This is a genomic window from Pseudomonas sp. BT76 TE3572 (assembly GCF_050435365.1).
Classification (GTDB): domain Bacteria; phylum Pseudomonadota; class Gammaproteobacteria; order Pseudomonadales; family Pseudomonadaceae; genus Aquipseudomonas; species Aquipseudomonas fluorescens_W.
Window position 1 is genome coordinate 31791 of record NZ_JBNDKE010000001.1, and the last position, 17548, is coordinate 49338.

14 protein-coding genes and 2 rRNA genes are annotated in these 17548 nt (G+C 58.5%); 8 read left to right on the forward strand and 8 right to left on the reverse strand.

The annotated features are described in order from the left end of the window. The first annotated feature begins 160 nt into the window (after window positions 1-160). Window positions 161-3052: ribosomal RNA gene (locus tag ABH912_RS00160) — 23S ribosomal RNA — on the forward strand. Between the two features lie 159 nt (window positions 3053-3211). After that, window positions 3212-3327: ribosomal RNA gene (gene rrf / locus ABH912_RS00165) — 5S ribosomal RNA — on the forward strand. 73 nt (window positions 3328-3400) lie between these two features. Here the strand turns inward: rrf and ABH912_RS00170 are convergent. From ABH912_RS00170 to ABH912_RS00185, 4 genes are all read right to left on the reverse strand, one after another. Beyond that, on the reverse strand, window positions 3401-3829 hold the full coding sequence (locus ABH912_RS00170; protein WP_429509232.1) for a hypothetical protein: 429 nt from the start codon (window positions 3827-3829) through the stop codon (window positions 3401-3403). Window positions 3830-3956: 127 nt separating this feature from the next. Beyond that, a complete protein-coding gene (locus tag ABH912_RS00175; RefSeq protein WP_033053954.1) occupies window positions 3957-4370 on the reverse strand; it encodes a VOC family protein in 414 nt (137 codons plus the stop codon). Window positions 4371-4541: 171 nt separating this feature from the next. Further along, window positions 4542-5144 carry a TetR/AcrR family transcriptional regulator gene (locus ABH912_RS00180; RefSeq protein WP_429509233.1) on the reverse strand — a complete coding sequence of 201 codons (603 nt, stop codon included), beginning with the start codon at window positions 5142-5144 and terminating at the stop codon, window positions 4542-4544. After that, a complete protein-coding gene (locus tag ABH912_RS00185) occupies window positions 5131-5982 on the reverse strand; it encodes a 3-hydroxybutyryl-CoA dehydrogenase (protein ID WP_429509234.1) in 852 nt (283 codons plus the stop codon). Before ABH912_RS00185 ends, ABH912_RS00180 begins: the two co-directional genes overlap by 14 nt. A 165-nt stretch (window positions 5983-6147) precedes the next feature. Here ABH912_RS00185 and ABH912_RS00190 point away from each other — a divergent pair, with 165 nt between their 5' ends. Continuing rightward, the gene (locus tag ABH912_RS00190; RefSeq protein WP_033053951.1) at window positions 6148-7167 is read left to right on the forward strand and encodes an AraC family transcriptional regulator; all 1020 of its coding nucleotides are present in this window, start codon (window positions 6148-6150) and stop codon (window positions 7165-7167) included. Continuing rightward, window positions 7164-8978 (forward strand): ABC transporter ATP-binding protein, encoded by a 1815-nt coding sequence (locus ABH912_RS00195; protein WP_429509235.1) that lies wholly within the window; start codon window positions 7164-7166, stop codon window positions 8976-8978. Before ABH912_RS00190 ends, ABH912_RS00195 begins: the two co-directional genes overlap by 4 nt. A 3-nt stretch (window positions 8979-8981) precedes the next feature. On the opposite strand, the gene ABH912_RS00200 is transcribed toward ABH912_RS00195, so the two are convergent. Next, the gene (locus ABH912_RS00200) at window positions 8982-9938 is read right to left on the reverse strand and encodes an alpha/beta hydrolase (RefSeq protein ID WP_429509236.1); all 957 of its coding nucleotides are present in this window, start codon (window positions 9936-9938) and stop codon (window positions 8982-8984) included. Between the two features lie 347 nt (window positions 9939-10285). On the opposite strand from ABH912_RS00200, the gene rbsK reads away from it, so the two are divergent. Genes rbsK through ABH912_RS00215 form a run of 3 tightly spaced genes read left to right on the forward strand, consistent with a single transcriptional unit; the run spans window position 10286 to window position 13653 of the window. After that, window positions 10286-11212, forward strand: a complete 927-nt coding sequence (gene rbsK / locus ABH912_RS00205) for a ribokinase (protein ID WP_429509237.1) — start codon at window positions 10286-10288, stop codon at window positions 11210-11212. Between the two features lie 54 nt (window positions 11213-11266). Further along, on the forward strand, window positions 11267-12598 hold the full coding sequence (fucP, locus tag ABH912_RS00210; RefSeq protein ID WP_429509238.1) for an L-fucose:H+ symporter permease: 1332 nt from the start codon (window positions 11267-11269) through the stop codon (window positions 12596-12598). Beyond that, window positions 12595-13653 (forward strand): aldose 1-epimerase family protein, encoded by a 1059-nt coding sequence (locus tag ABH912_RS00215; RefSeq protein WP_429509239.1) that lies wholly within the window; start codon window positions 12595-12597, stop codon window positions 13651-13653. Before fucP ends, ABH912_RS00215 begins: the two co-directional genes overlap by 4 nt. On the opposite strand, the gene deoR is transcribed toward ABH912_RS00215, so the two are convergent. Beyond that, entirely contained in the window at window positions 13646-14410 is a 765-nt protein-coding gene (gene deoR / locus ABH912_RS00220) for a DNA-binding transcriptional repressor DeoR (protein WP_033053945.1), read from the reverse strand. The two genes, ABH912_RS00215 and deoR, sit on opposite strands and share 8 nt — an antisense overlap. A 127-nt stretch (window positions 14411-14537) precedes the next feature. On the opposite strand from deoR, the gene deoC reads away from it, so the two are divergent. Beyond that, window positions 14538-15221: a deoxyribose-phosphate aldolase gene (gene deoC, locus ABH912_RS00225; RefSeq protein ID WP_033053943.1), complete on the forward strand. Its 684-nt coding sequence runs from the start codon at window positions 14538-14540 to the stop codon at window positions 15219-15221. Here deoC and ABH912_RS00230 read toward each other — a convergent pair whose 3' ends face one another. Further along, entirely contained in the window at window positions 15222-16220 is a 999-nt protein-coding gene (locus ABH912_RS00230; protein WP_429509240.1) for an NAD(P)H-quinone oxidoreductase, read from the reverse strand. A 74-nt stretch (window positions 16221-16294) separates the two neighbouring features. Next, complete coding sequence (locus tag ABH912_RS00235) at window positions 16295-17509, reverse strand: YbfB/YjiJ family MFS transporter (protein WP_429509241.1); 1215 nt, start codon at window positions 17507-17509, stop codon at window positions 16295-16297. Window positions 17510-17548 lie beyond the last annotated feature (39 nt).

The window sequence follows — 17548 nt, forward strand, 5'->3', positions numbered from 1 at the left end:
TTTAAAAATTTGGGTATGTGATAGAAAGATAGACTGAACGTTACTTTCACTGGTAACGGATCAGGCTAAGGTAAAATTTGTGAGTTGCTCTTAATTGAGTATTATCGAATTTTCGGCGAATGTCGTCTTCACAGTATAACCAGATTGCTTGGGGTTATATGGTCAAGTGAAGAAGCGCATACGGTGGATGCCTTGGCAGTCAGAGGCGATGAAAGACGTGGTAGCCTGCGAAAAGCTTCGGGGAGTCGGCAAACAGACTTTGATCCGGAGATGTCTGAATGGGGGAACCCAGCCATCATAAGATGGTTATCTTAAGCTGAATACATAGGCTTAAGAGGCGAACCAGGGGAACTGAAACATCTAAGTACCCTGAGGAAAAGAAATCAACCGAGATTCCCTTAGTAGTGGCGAGCGAACGGGGACTAGCCCTTAAGTGGCTTTGAGATTAGCGGAACGTTCTGGAAAGTACGGCCATAGTGGGTGATAGCCCTGTACGCGAAAATCTCTTAGTCATGAAATCGAGTAGGACGGAGCACGAGAAACTTTGTCTGAATATGGGGGGACCATCCTCCAAGGCTAAATACTACTGACTGACCGATAGTGAACTAGTACCGTGAGGGAAAGGCGAAAAGAACCCCGGAGAGGGGAGTGAAATAGATCCTGAAACCGTATGCGTACAAGCAGTGGGAGCCCACTTTGTTGGGTGACTGCGTACCTTTTGTATAATGGGTCAGCGACTTATTTTCAGTGGCGAGCTTAACCGAATAGGGGAGGCGTAGCGAAAGCGAGTCTTAATAGGGCGTCTAGTCGCTGGGAATAGACCCGAAACCGGGCGATCTATCCATGGGCAGGTTGAAGGTTGGGTAACACTAACTGGAGGACCGAACCGACTACCGTTGAAAAGTTAGCGGATGACCTGTGGATCGGAGTGAAAGGCTAATCAAGCTCGGAGATAGCTGGTTCTCCTCGAAAGCTATTTAGGTAGCGCCTCATGTATCACTGTAGGGGGTAGAGCACTGTTTCGGCTAGGGGGTCATCCCGACTTACCAAACCGATGCAAACTCCGAATACCTACAAGTGCCGAGCATGGGAGACACACGGCGGGTGCTAACGTCCGTCGTGAAAAGGGAAACAACCCAGACCGTCAGCTAAGGTCCCAAAGTTATGGTTAAGTGGGAAACGATGTGGGAAGGCTTAGACAGCTAGGAGGTTGGCTTAGAAGCAGCCACCCTTTAAAGAAAGCGTAATAGCTCACTAGTCGAGTCGGCCTGCGCGGAAGATGTAACGGGGCTCAAACCATACACCGAAGCTACGGGTATCACTTAGGTGATGCGGTAGAGGAGCGTTCTGTAAGCCTGTGAAGGTGAGTTGAGAAGCTCGCTGGAGGTATCAGAAGTGCGAATGCTGACATGAGTAACGACAATGGGTGTGAAAAACACCCACGCCGAAAGACCAAGGTTTCCTGCGCAACGTTAATCGACGCAGGGTTAGTCGGTCCCTAAGGCGAGGCTGAAAAGCGTAGTCGATGGAAAACAGGTTAATATTCCTGTACTTCTGGTTATTGCGATGGAGGGACGGAGAAGGCTAGGCCAGCTTGGCGTTGGTTGTCCAAGTTTAAGGTGGTAGGCTGGAATCTTAGGTAAATCCGGGATTCTAAGGCCGAGAGCTGATGACGAGTTACCCTCTGGGTGACGAAGTGGTTGATGCCATGCTTCCAAGAAAAGCTTCTAAGCTTCAGGTAACCAGGAACCGTACCCCAAACCGACACAGGTGGTTGGGTAGAGAATACCAAGGCGCTTGAGAGAACTCGGGTGAAGGAACTAGGCAAAATGGCACCGTAACTTCGGGAGAAGGTGCGCCGGTGAGGGTGAAGCATTTACTGCGTAAGCCCATGCCGGTCGAAGATACCAGGCCGCTGCGACTGTTTATTAAAAACACAGCACTCTGCAAACACGAAAGTGGACGTATAGGGTGTGACGCCTGCCCGGTGCCGGAAGGTTAATTGATGGGGTTAGCTAACGCGAAGCTCTTGATCGAAGCCCCGGTAAACGGCGGCCGTAACTATAACGGTCCTAAGGTAGCGAAATTCCTTGTCGGGTAAGTTCCGACCTGCACGAATGGCGTAACGATGGCGGCGCTGTCTCCACCCGAGACTCAGTGAAATTGAAATCGCTGTGAAGATGCAGTGTATCCGCGGCTAGACGGAAAGACCCCGTGAACCTTTACTATAGCTTTGCACTGGACTTTGAATTTGCTTGTGTAGGATAGGTGGGAGGCTTTGAAGCGTGGACGCCAGTTCGCGTGGAGCCAACCTTGAAATACCACCCTGGCAACTTTGAGGTTCTAACTCAGGTCCGTTATCCGGATCGAGGACAGTGTATGGTGGGTAGTTTGACTGGGGCGGTCTCCTCCTAAAGAGTAACGGAGGAGTACGAAGGTGCGCTCAGACCGGTCGGAAATCGGTCGTAGAGTATAAAGGCAAAAGCGCGCTTGACTGCGAGACAGACACGTCGAGCAGGTACGAAAGTAGGTCTTAGTGATCCGGTGGTTCTGTATGGAAGGGCCATCGCTCAACGGATAAAAGGTACTCCGGGGATAACAGGCTGATACCGCCCAAGAGTTCATATCGACGGCGGTGTTTGGCACCTCGATGTCGGCTCATCACATCCTGGGGCTGAAGCCGGTCCCAAGGGTATGGCTGTTCGCCATTTAAAGTGGTACGCGAGCTGGGTTTAGAACGTCGTGAGACAGTTCGGTCCCTATCTGCCGTGGACGTTTGAGATTTGAGAGGGGCTGCTCCTAGTACGAGAGGACCGGAGTGGACGAACCTCTGGTGTTCCGGTTGTCACGCCAGTGGCATTGCCGGGTAGCTATGTTCGGAATAGATAACCGCTGAAAGCATCTAAGCGGGAAACTAGCCTCAAGATGAGATCTCACTGGGACCTTGAGTCCCCTGAAGGGCCGTCGAAGACTACGACGTTGATAGGTTGGGTGTGTAAGCGCTGTGAGGCGTTGAGCTAACCAATACTAATTGCCCGTGAGGCTTGACCATATAACACCCAAGCAATTTGCTGACCTGAAGAGGCACCAGATTGCGGTGTGTGAAGACGAAACGAACCGAAAGTTCGAGATACTCACAAAACACCAAATCTATCACTTACCCATTCGCTGGAGCGTGCGCCGCAAGGCAAACGACCTGGCTACCGAATTTCTTGACGACCATAGAGCATTGGAACCACCTGATCCCATCCCGAACTCAGCAGTGAAACGATGCATCGCCGATGGTAGTGTGGGGTTTCCCCATGTGAGAGTAGGTCATCGTCAAGATTAAATTCCGAACCCCCTATCTGCGTATGCAGGTAGGGGTTTTGTTTTGCCCGCAGGAAAGTGCGAACGGACATTACCGGTACTTGATCACAATCCCTTTGAGTTTCCGACCTTCGATGGTTTTTACATCGCGAGCCCACAGTGGACCGTTGACATAGGCGCCCACCGGTTGGATATGGTCGTAGACCACCACCACAGCATCGCCGCCGAGCTTGGCGGTCTCTTCGCGTAGTTTTTGTTCTACCTGAGTGATGGGAGGAGCAGGCTCGACGCTCGCGTCGATGACCACCTCACCCAATCGGACGTGAGGGCGAAGAGGTTCGGTGCGCAGCACCACGACCTCGCTAGCGAGCGTCGGCGCGGGATGCTCCACGCCCACATAGGCAGTGGTCTGGGCGTCGACGGTGGCGCACCCACTCAGCGCGAGCAGAGTGGCGGTGAGTCCTCCGGCCAGCAGTGACAGTTTGAAACGAGTGGACCAAGGCACGTCCTGGACAGGCATAGTGGGGTTCCTCCGAACAATCCGCTGCTGTACGAGGTAGTGTGTTGACGGTAGCAGACGGTCCGGCAGTTGCCAGAAGCCCAACCTTTTCAGGTTGGGCTTTTTTCATGCCTTGAGAAAGTGAGTTTCACTGATCCTTTTCGCAATTCACCATCCACGACACACCAAACCGATCAACCAACATGCCGAAGCGAGCCGCCCAGAACGTCGTCTCCAGTGGCATTGCAACCTTGCCGCCGTCCGCCAACGCAGAAAACACCCGTTCAGCCTCCGCAATGCTGTCGACATTCAGTGAAACCGAACAGCCGCTCATTTCGTCAGTAGGGCGATCAGGGGTTGTGTCCGAGCCCATGATCGCCTGATCGCCCACCAGCAGGCGGGTGTGGATGATCAGGTTGTGGTAGTCCGCCGGAAAGTGTTCGCGCGCGGGGCTTTCACCGAAGGTCATCATGACTTCGATCTGGCCTGGCAGGCTTTGGGCATAGAAGGAGAAGGCGGCTTTGCAATCGCCGTTGAAGATCAGGTAGGGATTGATTTTCATGCTTTGCTCCCGGTTACGAAGAGGCGAAGAGAGGCCGAATTCACCTCAGGCTCCGCAGTGATTGGGCTCCCTTTAGCAAAGCGTTAGATGTCGTGACTGGCGGGAATTGTTTAGATGTTTTTTCTATTGAAGCGACGTGGCTTATGGCGCTTGGGCGTCGATCCACTGTCCTCAAGCGACTGCGCGTGGAACCGAGGGGCGCAGCAAACGTTCGATGGCACCGCTCACCAGGTTTTCCAGCAGCTCATCTCGCTCCGCTTCACTCAGCGTGTGCTGCGCCAACCAGCCGGGCGCGCTGTTGAGTAAGTTTGCGATTGCATGTCCGGCGGCCAGCAGACCCTGTTCACTGAAGCGGGATCGGGCCCCGAGCATCAGCAACAATTTGCGCTCGTATTGCTCGCGCAGCTGCCGAACCCGTTCCTGTTGGTCTTCATTCAGGCAGCCGCTGTCTCGCTCTGCCAGACGAAAATGCCAAGGCATCTCCTGATGCAGGTTCAAATGTGCTCGGATGAGGGCATGGAGTTTGTCACGTTTTGCCGGGGCCTTTTGCTCGACCCGCCCCAAGGTGGCCAGCAGCTCTTCGTAAAACTCCTCGATCAGGTCGAGCAACAAGTGCTGCTTGCTGGGGTAATGGTGATACAACGAGCCGGGGGCGAGCCCCAGGCAGGTCGCGAGCTCACGCATGCCGACCTGCCCGAAACCCTTGCAGGCGAACAGCTCCAGCACCTTGTCCCGGTACTCGGCAAAGCGCGAGCAACGCTCAGGCATAGGCATGGAAGCCACGCCCCGTTTTGCGACCCAGGTAACCCGCCGCGACCATTTCCTTGAGCAGTGGAGCAGGGCGGTACTTGCTGTCGTTGAAGCCATCGTAGAAAGCTTCGAGGATCGCCAGCACGGTGTCCAGGCCGATCAGGTCCGCCAACGCCAACGGCCCGATCGGCTGATTGCAGCCCAGGCGCATGCCGGCGTCGATATCTTCGGCGCTGGCCAGGCCTTCCTGAAACACCAGGATCGCTTCGTTGATCATCGGCACCAGAATCCGGTTGACCACGAAACCCGGACGGTTGCCCGCAGTGATCGCGGTTTTACCGAGAGTGGTCGCCATGTCCAGCGCCAGGGCATGGGTGGCGTCGCTCGTTTGCAATCCGCGAATCACCTCGATCAGGCCCATCACCGGCACCGGGTTGAAGAAGTGCAGACCGATGAAGCGCTCCGGCTGGCTCACGCTGGCAGCGAGTTGGGTGATGGACAGCGAAGACGTGTTGGAGGCAATCACGCAATCGTTGCTGACCTGCGCGGCGATCTGTTGCAGCACGCGCAGTTTCAGCTCGAGGTTTTCGGTCGCGGCTTCGATCACCAGTTGCACGTTCTGCAGACTGCTGTAATCGGTGCTGGTGCGGATCTTGTCGAGGGCGGCGAGCTTTTGCTCTTGCGTCAGCGTTTCCTTGGCGATTTGTCGATCGAGGTTTTTACTGACGGTTGCGACGGCCTTTTGCAGGGCGCTCTCGGAGATGTCGAGCAAGGTCACGTTAAAACCGGCCAAGGCGCAGACTTGCGCAATGCCATTGCCCATGGTGCCTGCGCCGATCACGCCGATGTTTTGCAGATTCATGTTCTGTCCTTCCGATCAAATCCCGCGATACCTTGGCCGCCATAGTGGCCGAAGGCGTACTATTGGCCGCGAGTCTAGAGCCGGCAGGGCGGTTGTCCTATGCCGAAACTGTTCAACGGCACTGGTGTTTTTTGCCATTCGGGTGATGGGGAGAGAAGCGTTCACATGCGGGAAAAGGACTCGGTTTCCGCCTACTTCGTGCAGGCAATGATCCATGGGCTGGGAAACAATCCGCAACGTCAGAGGGCTGCGCTTGAACAGGCTGGCATCGACCCGGCGTTGATGGAGCAGCCTACTGCGCGTGTGCCGGCGAGTGCGTTTGCCGCGTTGTGGTTGATTCAGATCCGCGAGCTCAATGATGAGTTCTTCGGGCTCGACTCCCATGGCATGCCGCCGGGCGCTTTCGCCCTGATCTGCCGGGCATTGATTCAGGAACCTGACCTGCACAAAGCCATGCGCCAGTGCCTGGCCAATTTCGCGCTGTTCCTCCAAGACTTTCGCGGCACGCTGACGGTGCGCGGCAAACGTGCGGTGATCAGCCTGCAGAACCACTCGCCAAACAGCGACGTCAGTCGTTTGGGCGAGGAGACGTTTCTGGTGTTGATGATCAGTCTGCTCTGCTGGCTGGGTGGCCGGCGCATCCCCATCGATCGCGCAGACTTTCGCCATCAGCGTGTGTCGCTCAGCGATGACCGTTTGCTCTGGGGACCGAACCTGACCTTTGGTGCCGAGCGCACCGAAATCGAATTCGCCAGCCACTATCTGCGTCTGCCGGTGGTTCAGGATCTGGCATCCCTGAAAGTGTTTTTGCGCACTGCGCCGCAATGGCTGGTGATTCGTTTTCGCAATCAACACGGTCTGGCGTCGCAGGTCCACCAGCGTCTGCGTAACAGCCATTACAGCCAATGGCCGACCTTGCAGGCCTTCGCCCTGGAACAGCACCTGAGCCCCAGTACCTTCCGCCGTAAGCTCGAACGGGAAGGGTGTTCATATCAGGAGATCAAGGACGAGGTGCGGCGCGGCGTTGCCTTCGAACAGCTGCGCCAGAGCCGAGCGAGCATCAGTGACATTGCCGAGCAGCTTGGCTTTCAGGAACCGAGTGCGTTCCATCGTGCGTTCAAGAAGTGGACGGGGGAAAGTCCGGGACGGTATCGGGCGAGGTATCAGGGGGAGCTCACGGAGTGAACCCTGTTCTTGATCGCTTCACTGCCTTACTCGACCAGGCTAGACGCGCCTTGCTGCTGGTCTGGGCGACGTCTCGCGGGCTGTTTCTGGGATTGGTGCTGGCTACCCTGATCGCCGGCGTACTTCCAGCACTGGCGGCGTGGTTAGGTCAACGCATCGTCGATGCGGTCGTCACCGCCATGCAGTTGCACGCGCAACAGGGCAGTGCGCCGTTGTGGCCGGTCGTGCGTTATGTGCTGTTTGAAGCGGGCGTGCTCGCGTTGCTGTCCGGGACTCAGCGGGCGCTGTCGGTCCAGCAATCGCTGTTGCGGGTGCAGTTGGGGCAGAAGGTCAACACGATGATTCTGGAGAAGGCCCAGACGTTATCGCTGGTGCAGTTCGAGAATTCCGAGTTCTACGACAAGCTGGTTCGGGTGCGCCGCGAGGCTTCAACCCGGCCGTTGGCGCTGGTGATGAAGTCGTTGGGGCTGATCCAGAACCTGATCGTGTTGATCAGCTTCGGCGTGTTGCTGGTGCATTTTTCGCCCTGGGCGCTGGTGCTGCTGGTGGTCGGTGCACTACCGGTATTCTTCGCCGAAGCACATTTTTCCGGTGATGCTTTCAGACTGTTCACTCGCCGCGCGCCGGAGAGTCGACAACAGAATTACATCGAGACGCTGCTCTCTCACGAGGGCTACATCAAAGAGGTCAAACTGTTCGGCTTCGCGCCGCTGCTATTGAAGCGTTATCGCGATACGTTCGCGCGGCTCTATGCCGAAGACCGGCGCCTGACATTACGTCGGGATGGCTGGGGATTTGTCCTCGGTCTACTGGGCACCGGCGCGTTTTACCTGGCGTATGCCTGGGTGGTGGTCGATACCGTCCATGGCAACATCAGCCTCGGTCAGATGACCATGTACCTGGTGTTGTTCAAACAGGGGCAGACGGCGGTGAGCAGCAGCTTGAGCGCCATCAGCGGTCTCTACGAGGATGGCCTTTACCTCTCCAGTCTTTATGAATACCTGGCCGAGCCTGTTGTGGCGGATAACGGCAACCTCACCGTGGGCGCGGTCCCCGGCGATGGCCTGCGTTTCGAGAACGTCGGCTTCCGTTATCCGGGAGCCAGTCGCGCCGCGCTGGAAGGCATCGACCTTCACCTTGTGCCCGGCCACAGTGTGGCACTGGTGGGGGAGAACGGTTCGGGCAAGACCACGCTGATCAAATTGTTGACGCGGCTGTACCGTCCTGATCAGGGCCGTATCCTGCTGGACGGCAGCGATCTGCAAGCGTGGGAAGAAGACACGCTACGACGGCGCATCGGGGTGATTTTTCAGGATTACATCCGCTACCAATTCTCCGTCGGCGAGAACATTGGTGTGGGTGACACGCTGGCGTTCAACGATGAACAGCGCTGGCAGGAGGCCGCCGCCGAGGGCATGGCCGCACCCTTTATCGAAGGGTTGGATCGAGGGTATGCCACGCAATTGGGGCGGTGGTTTGCCGGCGGCCAGGAGCTGTCTGGCGGCCAATGGCAGAAGATCGCGTTGTCGCGCGCCTACATGCGGCGCAACGCCGATATCCTGATTCTGGATGAGCCGACCTCGGCACTCGATCCGGCGGCGGAAGCAGCGGTATTCGAGCACTTCAGTGAGCACACCGAAGGCCGGATGACGTTGCTGATCTCCCACCGGTTTTCCAGCGTGCGCAATGCAGACCACATCATTGTGCTGGACCAGGGAGCGATTCTTGAGCGGGGCGATCACGACAGCTTGGTGGCCGCCGGCGGGCGCTATGCGCAGTTGTTTGATTTGCAGGCCCGTGGTTACCGATAGATCTCAAGACTCCCGAGAAACCCGCGTCACCGCCGGCCCGGCCATTTGTGTTGGTTTTGTTTTCATCAAACCGTCGAGCGCCTGCCGATACTGGCTACCACTCAGGCTCATGCTGTTGTTGTGCGTACCACCGGGCACCAATAGCAGGTGCTTGGGTTCGTTGGCGGCATTGAACAATTGCTGGCTGAACCGCGAGGGCATGAACGGGTCGGCCAGGCCGTGGACCACCAGCAACGGCATGTTGATGTCGACGATCTTGTCGATGGAATCGAATTTCTGCGACAGCAGCCAGCGCACCGGCAACCATTTCACGGGCAGGTTGCTGTCGGCCACTTGCGCCACGGCATCACCCAGCGAGGTGAACGTGGATTCGATCACCAGACCGCGCACCGGCACCACGCCATGGTCCTTTTTCGCCTGTGCGGCCAGGTCTGCCGCCAGGTCGATCGCCACCGCGCCACCGAGTGAGTGGCCATAGATCAGGCGCTTGCTGGCGTCCGGTTGCATCTCGATGAAGCGCTCCCAGGCGGCTCGGGCGTCTTCGTAAACACTGGCTTCCGACGGCAGATCACCCTTGCTCTGGCCAAACCCGCGGTAGTCGATGGCCAGCACCGAATAGCCCATGGCGCGCAATTGCTCGATGCGGAACGCCTGGCCCGTCAGGTTCCAGCGCACGCCATGCAGGTAGAGGATCGACGGCGCATCGCGACGCGCGGCCGGCCACCACCAGGCATGCAGGCTTTGCCCGGCCTTGAAGCTGGCGGGCTTGATGTCGAATTCCTGAACGTCCTGCGGCAGACCGCGATACCAGCCAGCGGTCCCGGGCTCGATGCGAAACAGCAGCTCGCGTTCCTTGTACTTGAGCACGCCGCAACTCACGGGCAAGCCGACGACCAGCGCGGCCATGCACATCAGCGGCAGCCAGCGTCGGCCCAAGCGGCTCATCACATTCGAAAACATGCAGGGTCCGGAGGATGGAAAGGAAAGCTCGGGTTTTAACAGAAGCGTGGCAAAAGGTGGGGAAAAATTCGACAGTCGTATGAAGGGCCCGGCTTGGGCGATGACTTTTCGGACCCCTTCGCGAGCAGGCTCACTCCTACATTGGAATGCGTCCCCCCTGTAGGAGTGAGCCTGCTCGCGATGGCGCCATTTCTGCCCACACATCTTTAAAACCGCGCGCAAAGCCATTCGTCTTTGCTTCAGGCACCCGCCTAAAAAAAGATTGAATAATCACACAAAATGTTATTTAAATAACAAAACAACAATGCCAGCGTCAGTCAGGCAAGCCGTATCAAGGTGGGATAGCAATGAGCAAGATCGCAGTCATCGGCAGCAACATGGTGGATTTGATCACCTACATCGATCGCATGCCGGCCCAGGGTGAGACGCTCGAAGCGCCGGGGTTTGCTCTCGGGTGTGGTGGTAAGGGCGCCAATCAGGCGGTTGCTGCCGCCAAGCTTGGGGCGGATGTGTTGATGCTCACCAAGGTCGGCGATGACCTGTTTGCCGACAACACCCTGGCCAACTTCCAGCGCTTTGGCATCGACAACCGTTACGTGCAGCGCGTGCCCGGCGTGTCCAGCGGGGTGGCGCCGATCTTCGTTCAGGCTGACTCGCACAACAGCATCCTCATCGTCAAAGGCGCCAACGCACATCTGCTCCCGGCAGATATCGACGCGGCCGCGCAGGCGTTGCGCGAGTGTTCGCTGATCGTTCTGCAGCTCGAAATCGACGTCGACACCGTTTACTACGCCATCGAATTCGGCTGCGCACACAACATTCCGGTGCTGCTCAACCCGGCACCGGCCTTGTCGGGCCTGAGCCGTGAACACCTGGCGCAACTGGATTTCCTGGTGCCCAACGAGTCCGAGCTGGCACTGATTACCGGCCAGGTTGTGGACTCGCCGGAGTCAGCCCATAACGCCGCCCAGACATTGGTTGCCAGCGGCATCCGCCACGTCATCGTGACCCTCGGCCAGCAAGGCGCGCTGTACGTCGGCGAGGAGGGCGAGTTTCAGATTCCCGGTCTGAGTGTTGCCGCGCGCGACACCACCGGGGCAGGAGACGCCTTCATCGGTTGCTTCATTCATCACTGGAGTCGCGACCGCGATATCCGCGCCGCCATGACCCAGGCCGTGGCGTATTCCGCCTGCTCGGTCACGGGCCTTGGCACCCAGACGTCCTACCCGGACGCCCACGCATTCGCTGAATTTCAGCGCAGCCTCGACGCCTGACGTTGAGGTGATTCAACCGCTCCAACATCCCGAAGCTCATCACGGAGAACAACAATGACAAAACCTCCGCTCCAACAGACGTCCGATGGTTTCTACCTGAACCGCACGCCCTGGTTCGCCTTCATTTTGCTGTGCAGTATCTTCGCGTTATGGGCAGCCGCCGCGAGCATGAACGACGTGCTCATCGCGCATTTCAAGAAGGCTTTTCTGCTCAGCGACTTCCAGACGGCGTTCGTGCAGTCGGCGTTTTATCTGGGCTATTTCTTCGTGGCGATTCCGGCCGCACTGGTGGTCCGGCGTTTCAGCTATAAGACCACCATCCTGATCGGCCTGATGCTGTACATGTTCGGTTGCCTGCTGTTCTTCCCGGCGGCATCGACGGCCAAGTACGGTATGTTCCTGCTGGCACTGTTTGTGATTGCGGCGGGGCTGTCGTTCCTCGAGACCGCCTGCAACACCTACTCGACATTGATGGGCCCGCGTGAAACCGGCACCCGTCGCCTGAATATTTCCCAGACTTTCCACCCCTTCGGTGCGATGGCCGGGGTGTATGTCGGCAGCTTTGTGATGTTCAAGGACACCGACGCGACCCGCGAGCAACTCACACAAATGAGCGCCTCGGACGCGGCGGTCCAGCAACTGCAAATGATCCAGTCCACGTTGCTGCCGTACAAATGGATGATCGCCGTGCTGGTGCTGATGTTCATCCTGATCGCCATCACCCGGTTTCCCGCGTGCAAAGGCAATCAACCGAGCAGCAAGAAAACCGCCAGTCTCGGCCAGAGCCTGTCGCGGCTGTGGCGCAACAAGCGCTTCACCTTTGGTGTGTTGGCACAGTTTCTTTATGTCGGTGCCCAGGTCGGTGTCTGGAGTTTCACCATCCGTTTGGCCATGCAATTGGGTGGCATGAACGAGCGCAGTGCCTCGTGGTTTCTGCTGACGACGTTTGCCGCGTACTTTGTCGGCAAGCTGATCGCCAACGTGCTGATGCGCAAACTGCACCCGGCCAAGGTGTTGGCGGTGTATGGCGTGCTGTGCATCGCGTTGCTGGCTTATACGATTCTGGTGCCGAACATCACGGCGGTGTACGCAGCCGTTGGCGTGAGCGTGTTCCTCGGTCCGTGCTGGCCGACCATCTACGGCCTGACGATTGACGGCCTGGGCGAAGACACCGGTGTCGGCGGTTCGCTGCTGGTGATGAGCATTGTCGGTGGCGGGGTGATTCCGATCTTCCAGGGGCTGCTGTCCGATTACAGCGGCGGCAACATGCAACTGGCCTATAGCGTGCCGCTGCTGTGCTTCATCGTGATCGTGATGTACGCGGTGCGTTGCCTGCGTCATTCCGACAGCGAACGGGCACCGGTGGGTGCGGTGGTTGCGTCATGACTACGCGGATCAATCTTCATCCGTCGCAGTTTGGTGAGGCGCGCCGAACCTTGCTGGAATCCGAGGCCTTCACCGTCAGCGCCTGGGTCTATCCCAGTGGCGTGCTGGCGGTGGAATTGGCCAATCATCGCGGCAGTCTCGTGGTGCTGCCGTATCAGGGGCAGATGATCTGGTCCGCCGTGTTCGACGGTTGCGACCTGACCATGCGCAACCTGTTCAGCCAGCCCAGACCCAGCCCGACGGTGATCGGCACCTACGGCTGCTTCATGTTCCACAGCGGCCTGCTGCGCAACGGTTGCCCGAGCCCCGAGGACGATCATCCGCTACACGGTGAGATGCCTTGCGCGGCGATGGATCGCGCCTGGCTGGAGGTCGGTGAGGACAGCATCGGTCAATACCTGCGGTTGGGTGGCGAGTACGAATACGTGCAGGGTTTTGGTGACCATTATCGGGCGAGCCCGAGCGTGACTTTACGGGCTGACTCAGGGCTGTTCGACATCGCCATGCAGGTGACCAATCTCGCGGGCAAACCGATGGACCTGATGTACATGGCGCACATGAATTACGCCTATGTCGAAGGCGCTCGTTTCATCGAGCCCTTGGGTATCGAACGTGTGCGCCTGCGCACGAGCGTGCCGGCCCATGTGAAACCGACACCGGCCTGGAGCCGTTACATGGAAGAGTTGGCAGTTGCGCCGGAACAGCTCCAGTGCCTGGATCGACCCGAGCTCTACGATCCCGAGATCGTGTTTTTCTTCGACGACGTGCGGGCGGATGACAGCGGCCATGCGCACTTTCTGCTGAGCCATCCGGACGGTGCGGCGTTTTACACCCGCTACCGCCCCGACCAATTCGAGCATGCAGCACGCTGGATTCTGCATAACGCCGATCAACACGTGGCGGCGTTCGTGCTGCCGGCCACGTGCGAGCCGGAAGGCTATCGCGCCGAGTCTGCCAAGGGCCATGTGCGTTCGCTGGCAGCAGGGGCGACGGCTGATTTCAATGTCACCACCGGCTACCTGAATGCAGTGGAACAACAGGCCCTGATCAGATGATCAACTGCGCGCCACTGGCAGTAATGGCGTCGCGATAGGCCTTGGGGATTTTCTTGTCGCTGACCACGAACTGAAAGTCTTCAAGATTGGCGAAGTGCGCGGTGCGCACTGTATCGAACTTGCTGTGGTCGGCCAGTAGCAGCCGCTGTTGCGCCTGACGCATGACCTTCTGCTTGACCTCCACTTCATTGAAGTTGAAGCAGGTTACGCCGAAGTCCTGGCTGATGCCGGCAGCGGAGACGAAGGCCCAGGTCAGGCGCACGCTGTCGAGGATGCCGGTTTCGCTCTGATTCTCGAACACCTGGTTCTTGCGGTGGAACGTGCCGCCGCACAGCACAATGTGGCAGTTGGGCTTTTGCGAGAGTTTGAGCAGCACGTTCAGGGAGTTGCACACAGCCGTGAACTCGAGTTCGTCGGGGATGAAGTCGACCACGAAAGGCGTGGTGGTGCCGCAGTCGAAGAACACCGTGTCGCCGGGCTGGATAAACCCGGCGGCGAGTTTGCCGATACGGCGTTTTTCTTCGACGTGGCGGGTGTCCTGTTCGGCCACGCGGTAATCGCCGGGCTCGCTGCCGTCGTGAATTTTCGTGATGTAGCCACCGAGCAGCCGCAGGTGGTCGGTGTATTTGCTCAGGTCGCGGCGCAGGGTCATCTCGGACACGTCCAGCAACGCCGCCATCTCGCGCAGATGAATGGCGCTCTGGTCTTGCAGGGCTTGTTGAATCAGCTTGAGACGCTCGGCTTTTTTACTGTCCACAGGTATTCCGGGGTTGATTGTTGGTGTTATTTAAGTAACATTATTTGTTAGTTTTGTAACGTTTTTGCGCAAGTCACCCTCGATTGTGGCGCAGGGGCATTTGAATATACAAACAGGAGTTTTTGCGATGGCACACCTCGAACCCCAAGCGTTGGCGCAATACATCGATCATACCTTGCTGGCGCCCGATGCTTCCCGCGAGCAAATCGCAACGTTGTGCCGCGAAGCCGTAGAACACGGCTTCTATTCGGTGTGCGTGAATTCGGGACAGGTCCCTCATGCCGCTCAGTGCCTTGCCGGACAACGCGTCAACATCTGCGCGGTGGTCGGCTTCCCGCTGGGGGCCGGCCTGAGCGAGACCAAAGCCTTCGAAGCCGAGCGGGCGATTGCCGCCGGTGCCGGGGAGGTCGACATGGTGTTGAACATTGGCGGGTTGAAAGACGGTTTGTTCGATCTGGTGCGCGACGACATCGCCCAGGTCAAACAGGCCTGCGGCAGTGTGCCGCTGAAAGTCATTCTGGAAAACTGCCTGCTCACCGACGCCGAAAAAGTGAAGGCCTGCCAGATTTGCCGTGATTTGAATGTCGCTTTCGTCAAAACATCGACCGGCTTCAGCCGCAGCGGTGCCACCGTGGAAGATGTCGCCCTGATGCGCCGCACCGTTGGCGCGGTCATCGGGGTCAAGGCTTCCGGTGGCGTACGCGATTACCCGACCGCACTGGCGATGATCGAGGCCGGCGCCACGCGACTGGGCACCAGTTCGGGCATCGCGATCATCAGCGGCGCCCAAGCGGCGGGTGAGGGGTACTGATCAGTCCACACGCAAGACGATCTTGCCGATGTGATCACCCGCTTCCATCCGGGCATGAGCCTGCGACGCGTCGGTAAGCGAATAGACCTTGTCGATCATCGGCAGGCAACGCCCGGCGGCCAGTACGGGCCAGACATACTCGCGCAACTGTTCGGCGATCGAGGCTTTTTCTTCACGGGTGCGCGCACGCATCAGTGAGCCAGTGATCGTCGCACGTTTGCCAAGGATCGCCATCAGGTCAACGTCTTTGGCATGAGCACCACCGAGAAAGCCCAGCATCACCAGCCGACCGTCCATGCCCAGCGCCGCGATATTCTGATTCAGGTACGAACCGCCCATGATGTCGAGGATGACATTGACGCCCTTGCCGGCGGTTCTTTCCTGGATGACCTGGACGAAGTCCTGATCGCGATAGTTGATCGCCTCGGCGCCCAGCTGACGGATCGCCGCGCATTTTTCCTCACTGCCCGCCGTGGCGAACGCCTTGACGCCGAATTCGCGGCAGAGCATCAGCGCGGTGGTGCCGATGCCGCTGGTGCCGCCATGAATCAACGCGCGCTGGCCTTTGCTGGCGCCGCCCATGTCGAACAGATTGGCCCACACCGTGAAGAACGTTTCCGGGACCGCTGCGGCGTGCACCCAATCCACCCCTTCAGGCATCGGCAACGTCTGGCTGGCCGGTGCAACGCAATACTGTGCGTAACCGCCGCCGTTGGTCAGCGCACAGACGTTATCGCCGACGATGAATTCGTTGACGCCTGCGCCGATGGCGACCACTTCACCGGCCACTTCCAGACCGGGAATCGGGCTCATGCCGGGTTTCATCGGGTACTTGCCGGCGCGTTGAATCACGTCGGGGCGGTTGACCCCGGCAGCGTGCACGCGAATCAGCACTTCGCCTGCACCGGCGGTTGGAACCGGTTCCTGGCGTGGCTTTAAAACCTCCGGGCCACCCGGTTCGGTGATTTCAATCAGGGTCATGGTTTGGGGCAGATTCATGTCGGCGTCCTGTTGTGAAGGTGTTCAGAAAGTGGGACCGCGTCTTGGCGGGGAAAATCAAAAGATCGCAGGCTTCATGGGCAACTCAACGGAGTCGGCTGATCGCGACGATTCAACAAAGCCATCCCCGGTTCCAGTAACAGTGCGACCACAATGGCGCCGGCTGCAATGACAAACAACAACGCGTGATCGCCGCCGCTGGCGTTGAACAACGCCGAATACGCAAACCCGGCGATGGCCTGAAACGTGGCGAACGAAACCGTCGCGCGGCTCCAGGCAGTCTGTTGCTGATGATGCTGTGGGATCAGTTCGTGAACCCGTGCCAGTGCCAGTGGGACGATGCCCGGCGGGAATGAGCCGAGGATCACCGCCAGCAAGGCCAGCACTGCAAAAGAACTCGATAGCGAAAGCAGGCCGACGGCAATCGCTTGCACCACCAGCACCAGCCGAATGCTTTGCTTCGCGCCCAGTTGATCGGCCAGAAAGCCATAACTCACCGGCCCGATAATCGCGCCAACGCCATACATCACCCAGATCAGTGCACCGATGTGCGAGCCGGCACCGAGCCCGCGGGCCACGTAATCCACCAGGAACACCATCGCTGGCACAAGTCCGGCGGCCATGAACGCGTATTGGGCGAACAACAGGTACACCCGCGAGTCGGTTGGTGTCGACGAAGTGTTATCCAGCGCCGTGGCGGTCGCGTGGTGCGAGTCTGATGGCCAGCCGAACCAGCTCGCAACGGTCAGTAGCAGTGAAAGAAGACCGAGGCCAAACCAGGTTTGTTGCAAGCCAAGGCTCAGCAGCGGTGGAACAATCGTTCCCGATCCGGCAATGCCCAGGCCGATGCCGAGAAAAATCGCACCGCTGGCCAAGCCTCTGCGGGACGCCGGCACATGGGGCAGCACCGTGGCAGCCACCAGCACCATGATTGCGCCACCGGCAACACCCGACAGCAGGCGCCAGCCGAAGAACCAGCTCACCGACAACGGAAAACCACAGGCGAAAAACGACAAGGTCACGGCGAGCATCATCAGACGCAGGGCCGTTGTATTGGAGGTGCGTTGGGCCAAAGGGCGGCCGATCAGTGCGCCGATCAGATAGCCGACCAGGTTGGCGGCGCCGAGGTAGACCACGTCACTGGCCGAAAACCAGTGCGCCTGGATCAATGATGGAATCAACGGTGTGTAAGCAAAGCGCGCCAGGCCAATGCTGACCAGGCTGGCGCAGAGGCCGGCGAAGATCGGCAGCCAGATCGCGTTGCGCGGGGTGGGCGAGGTGCTGTGCATGATGACGGTCCTGTGGGTTTAGCTGGCCTCCAGCCTATC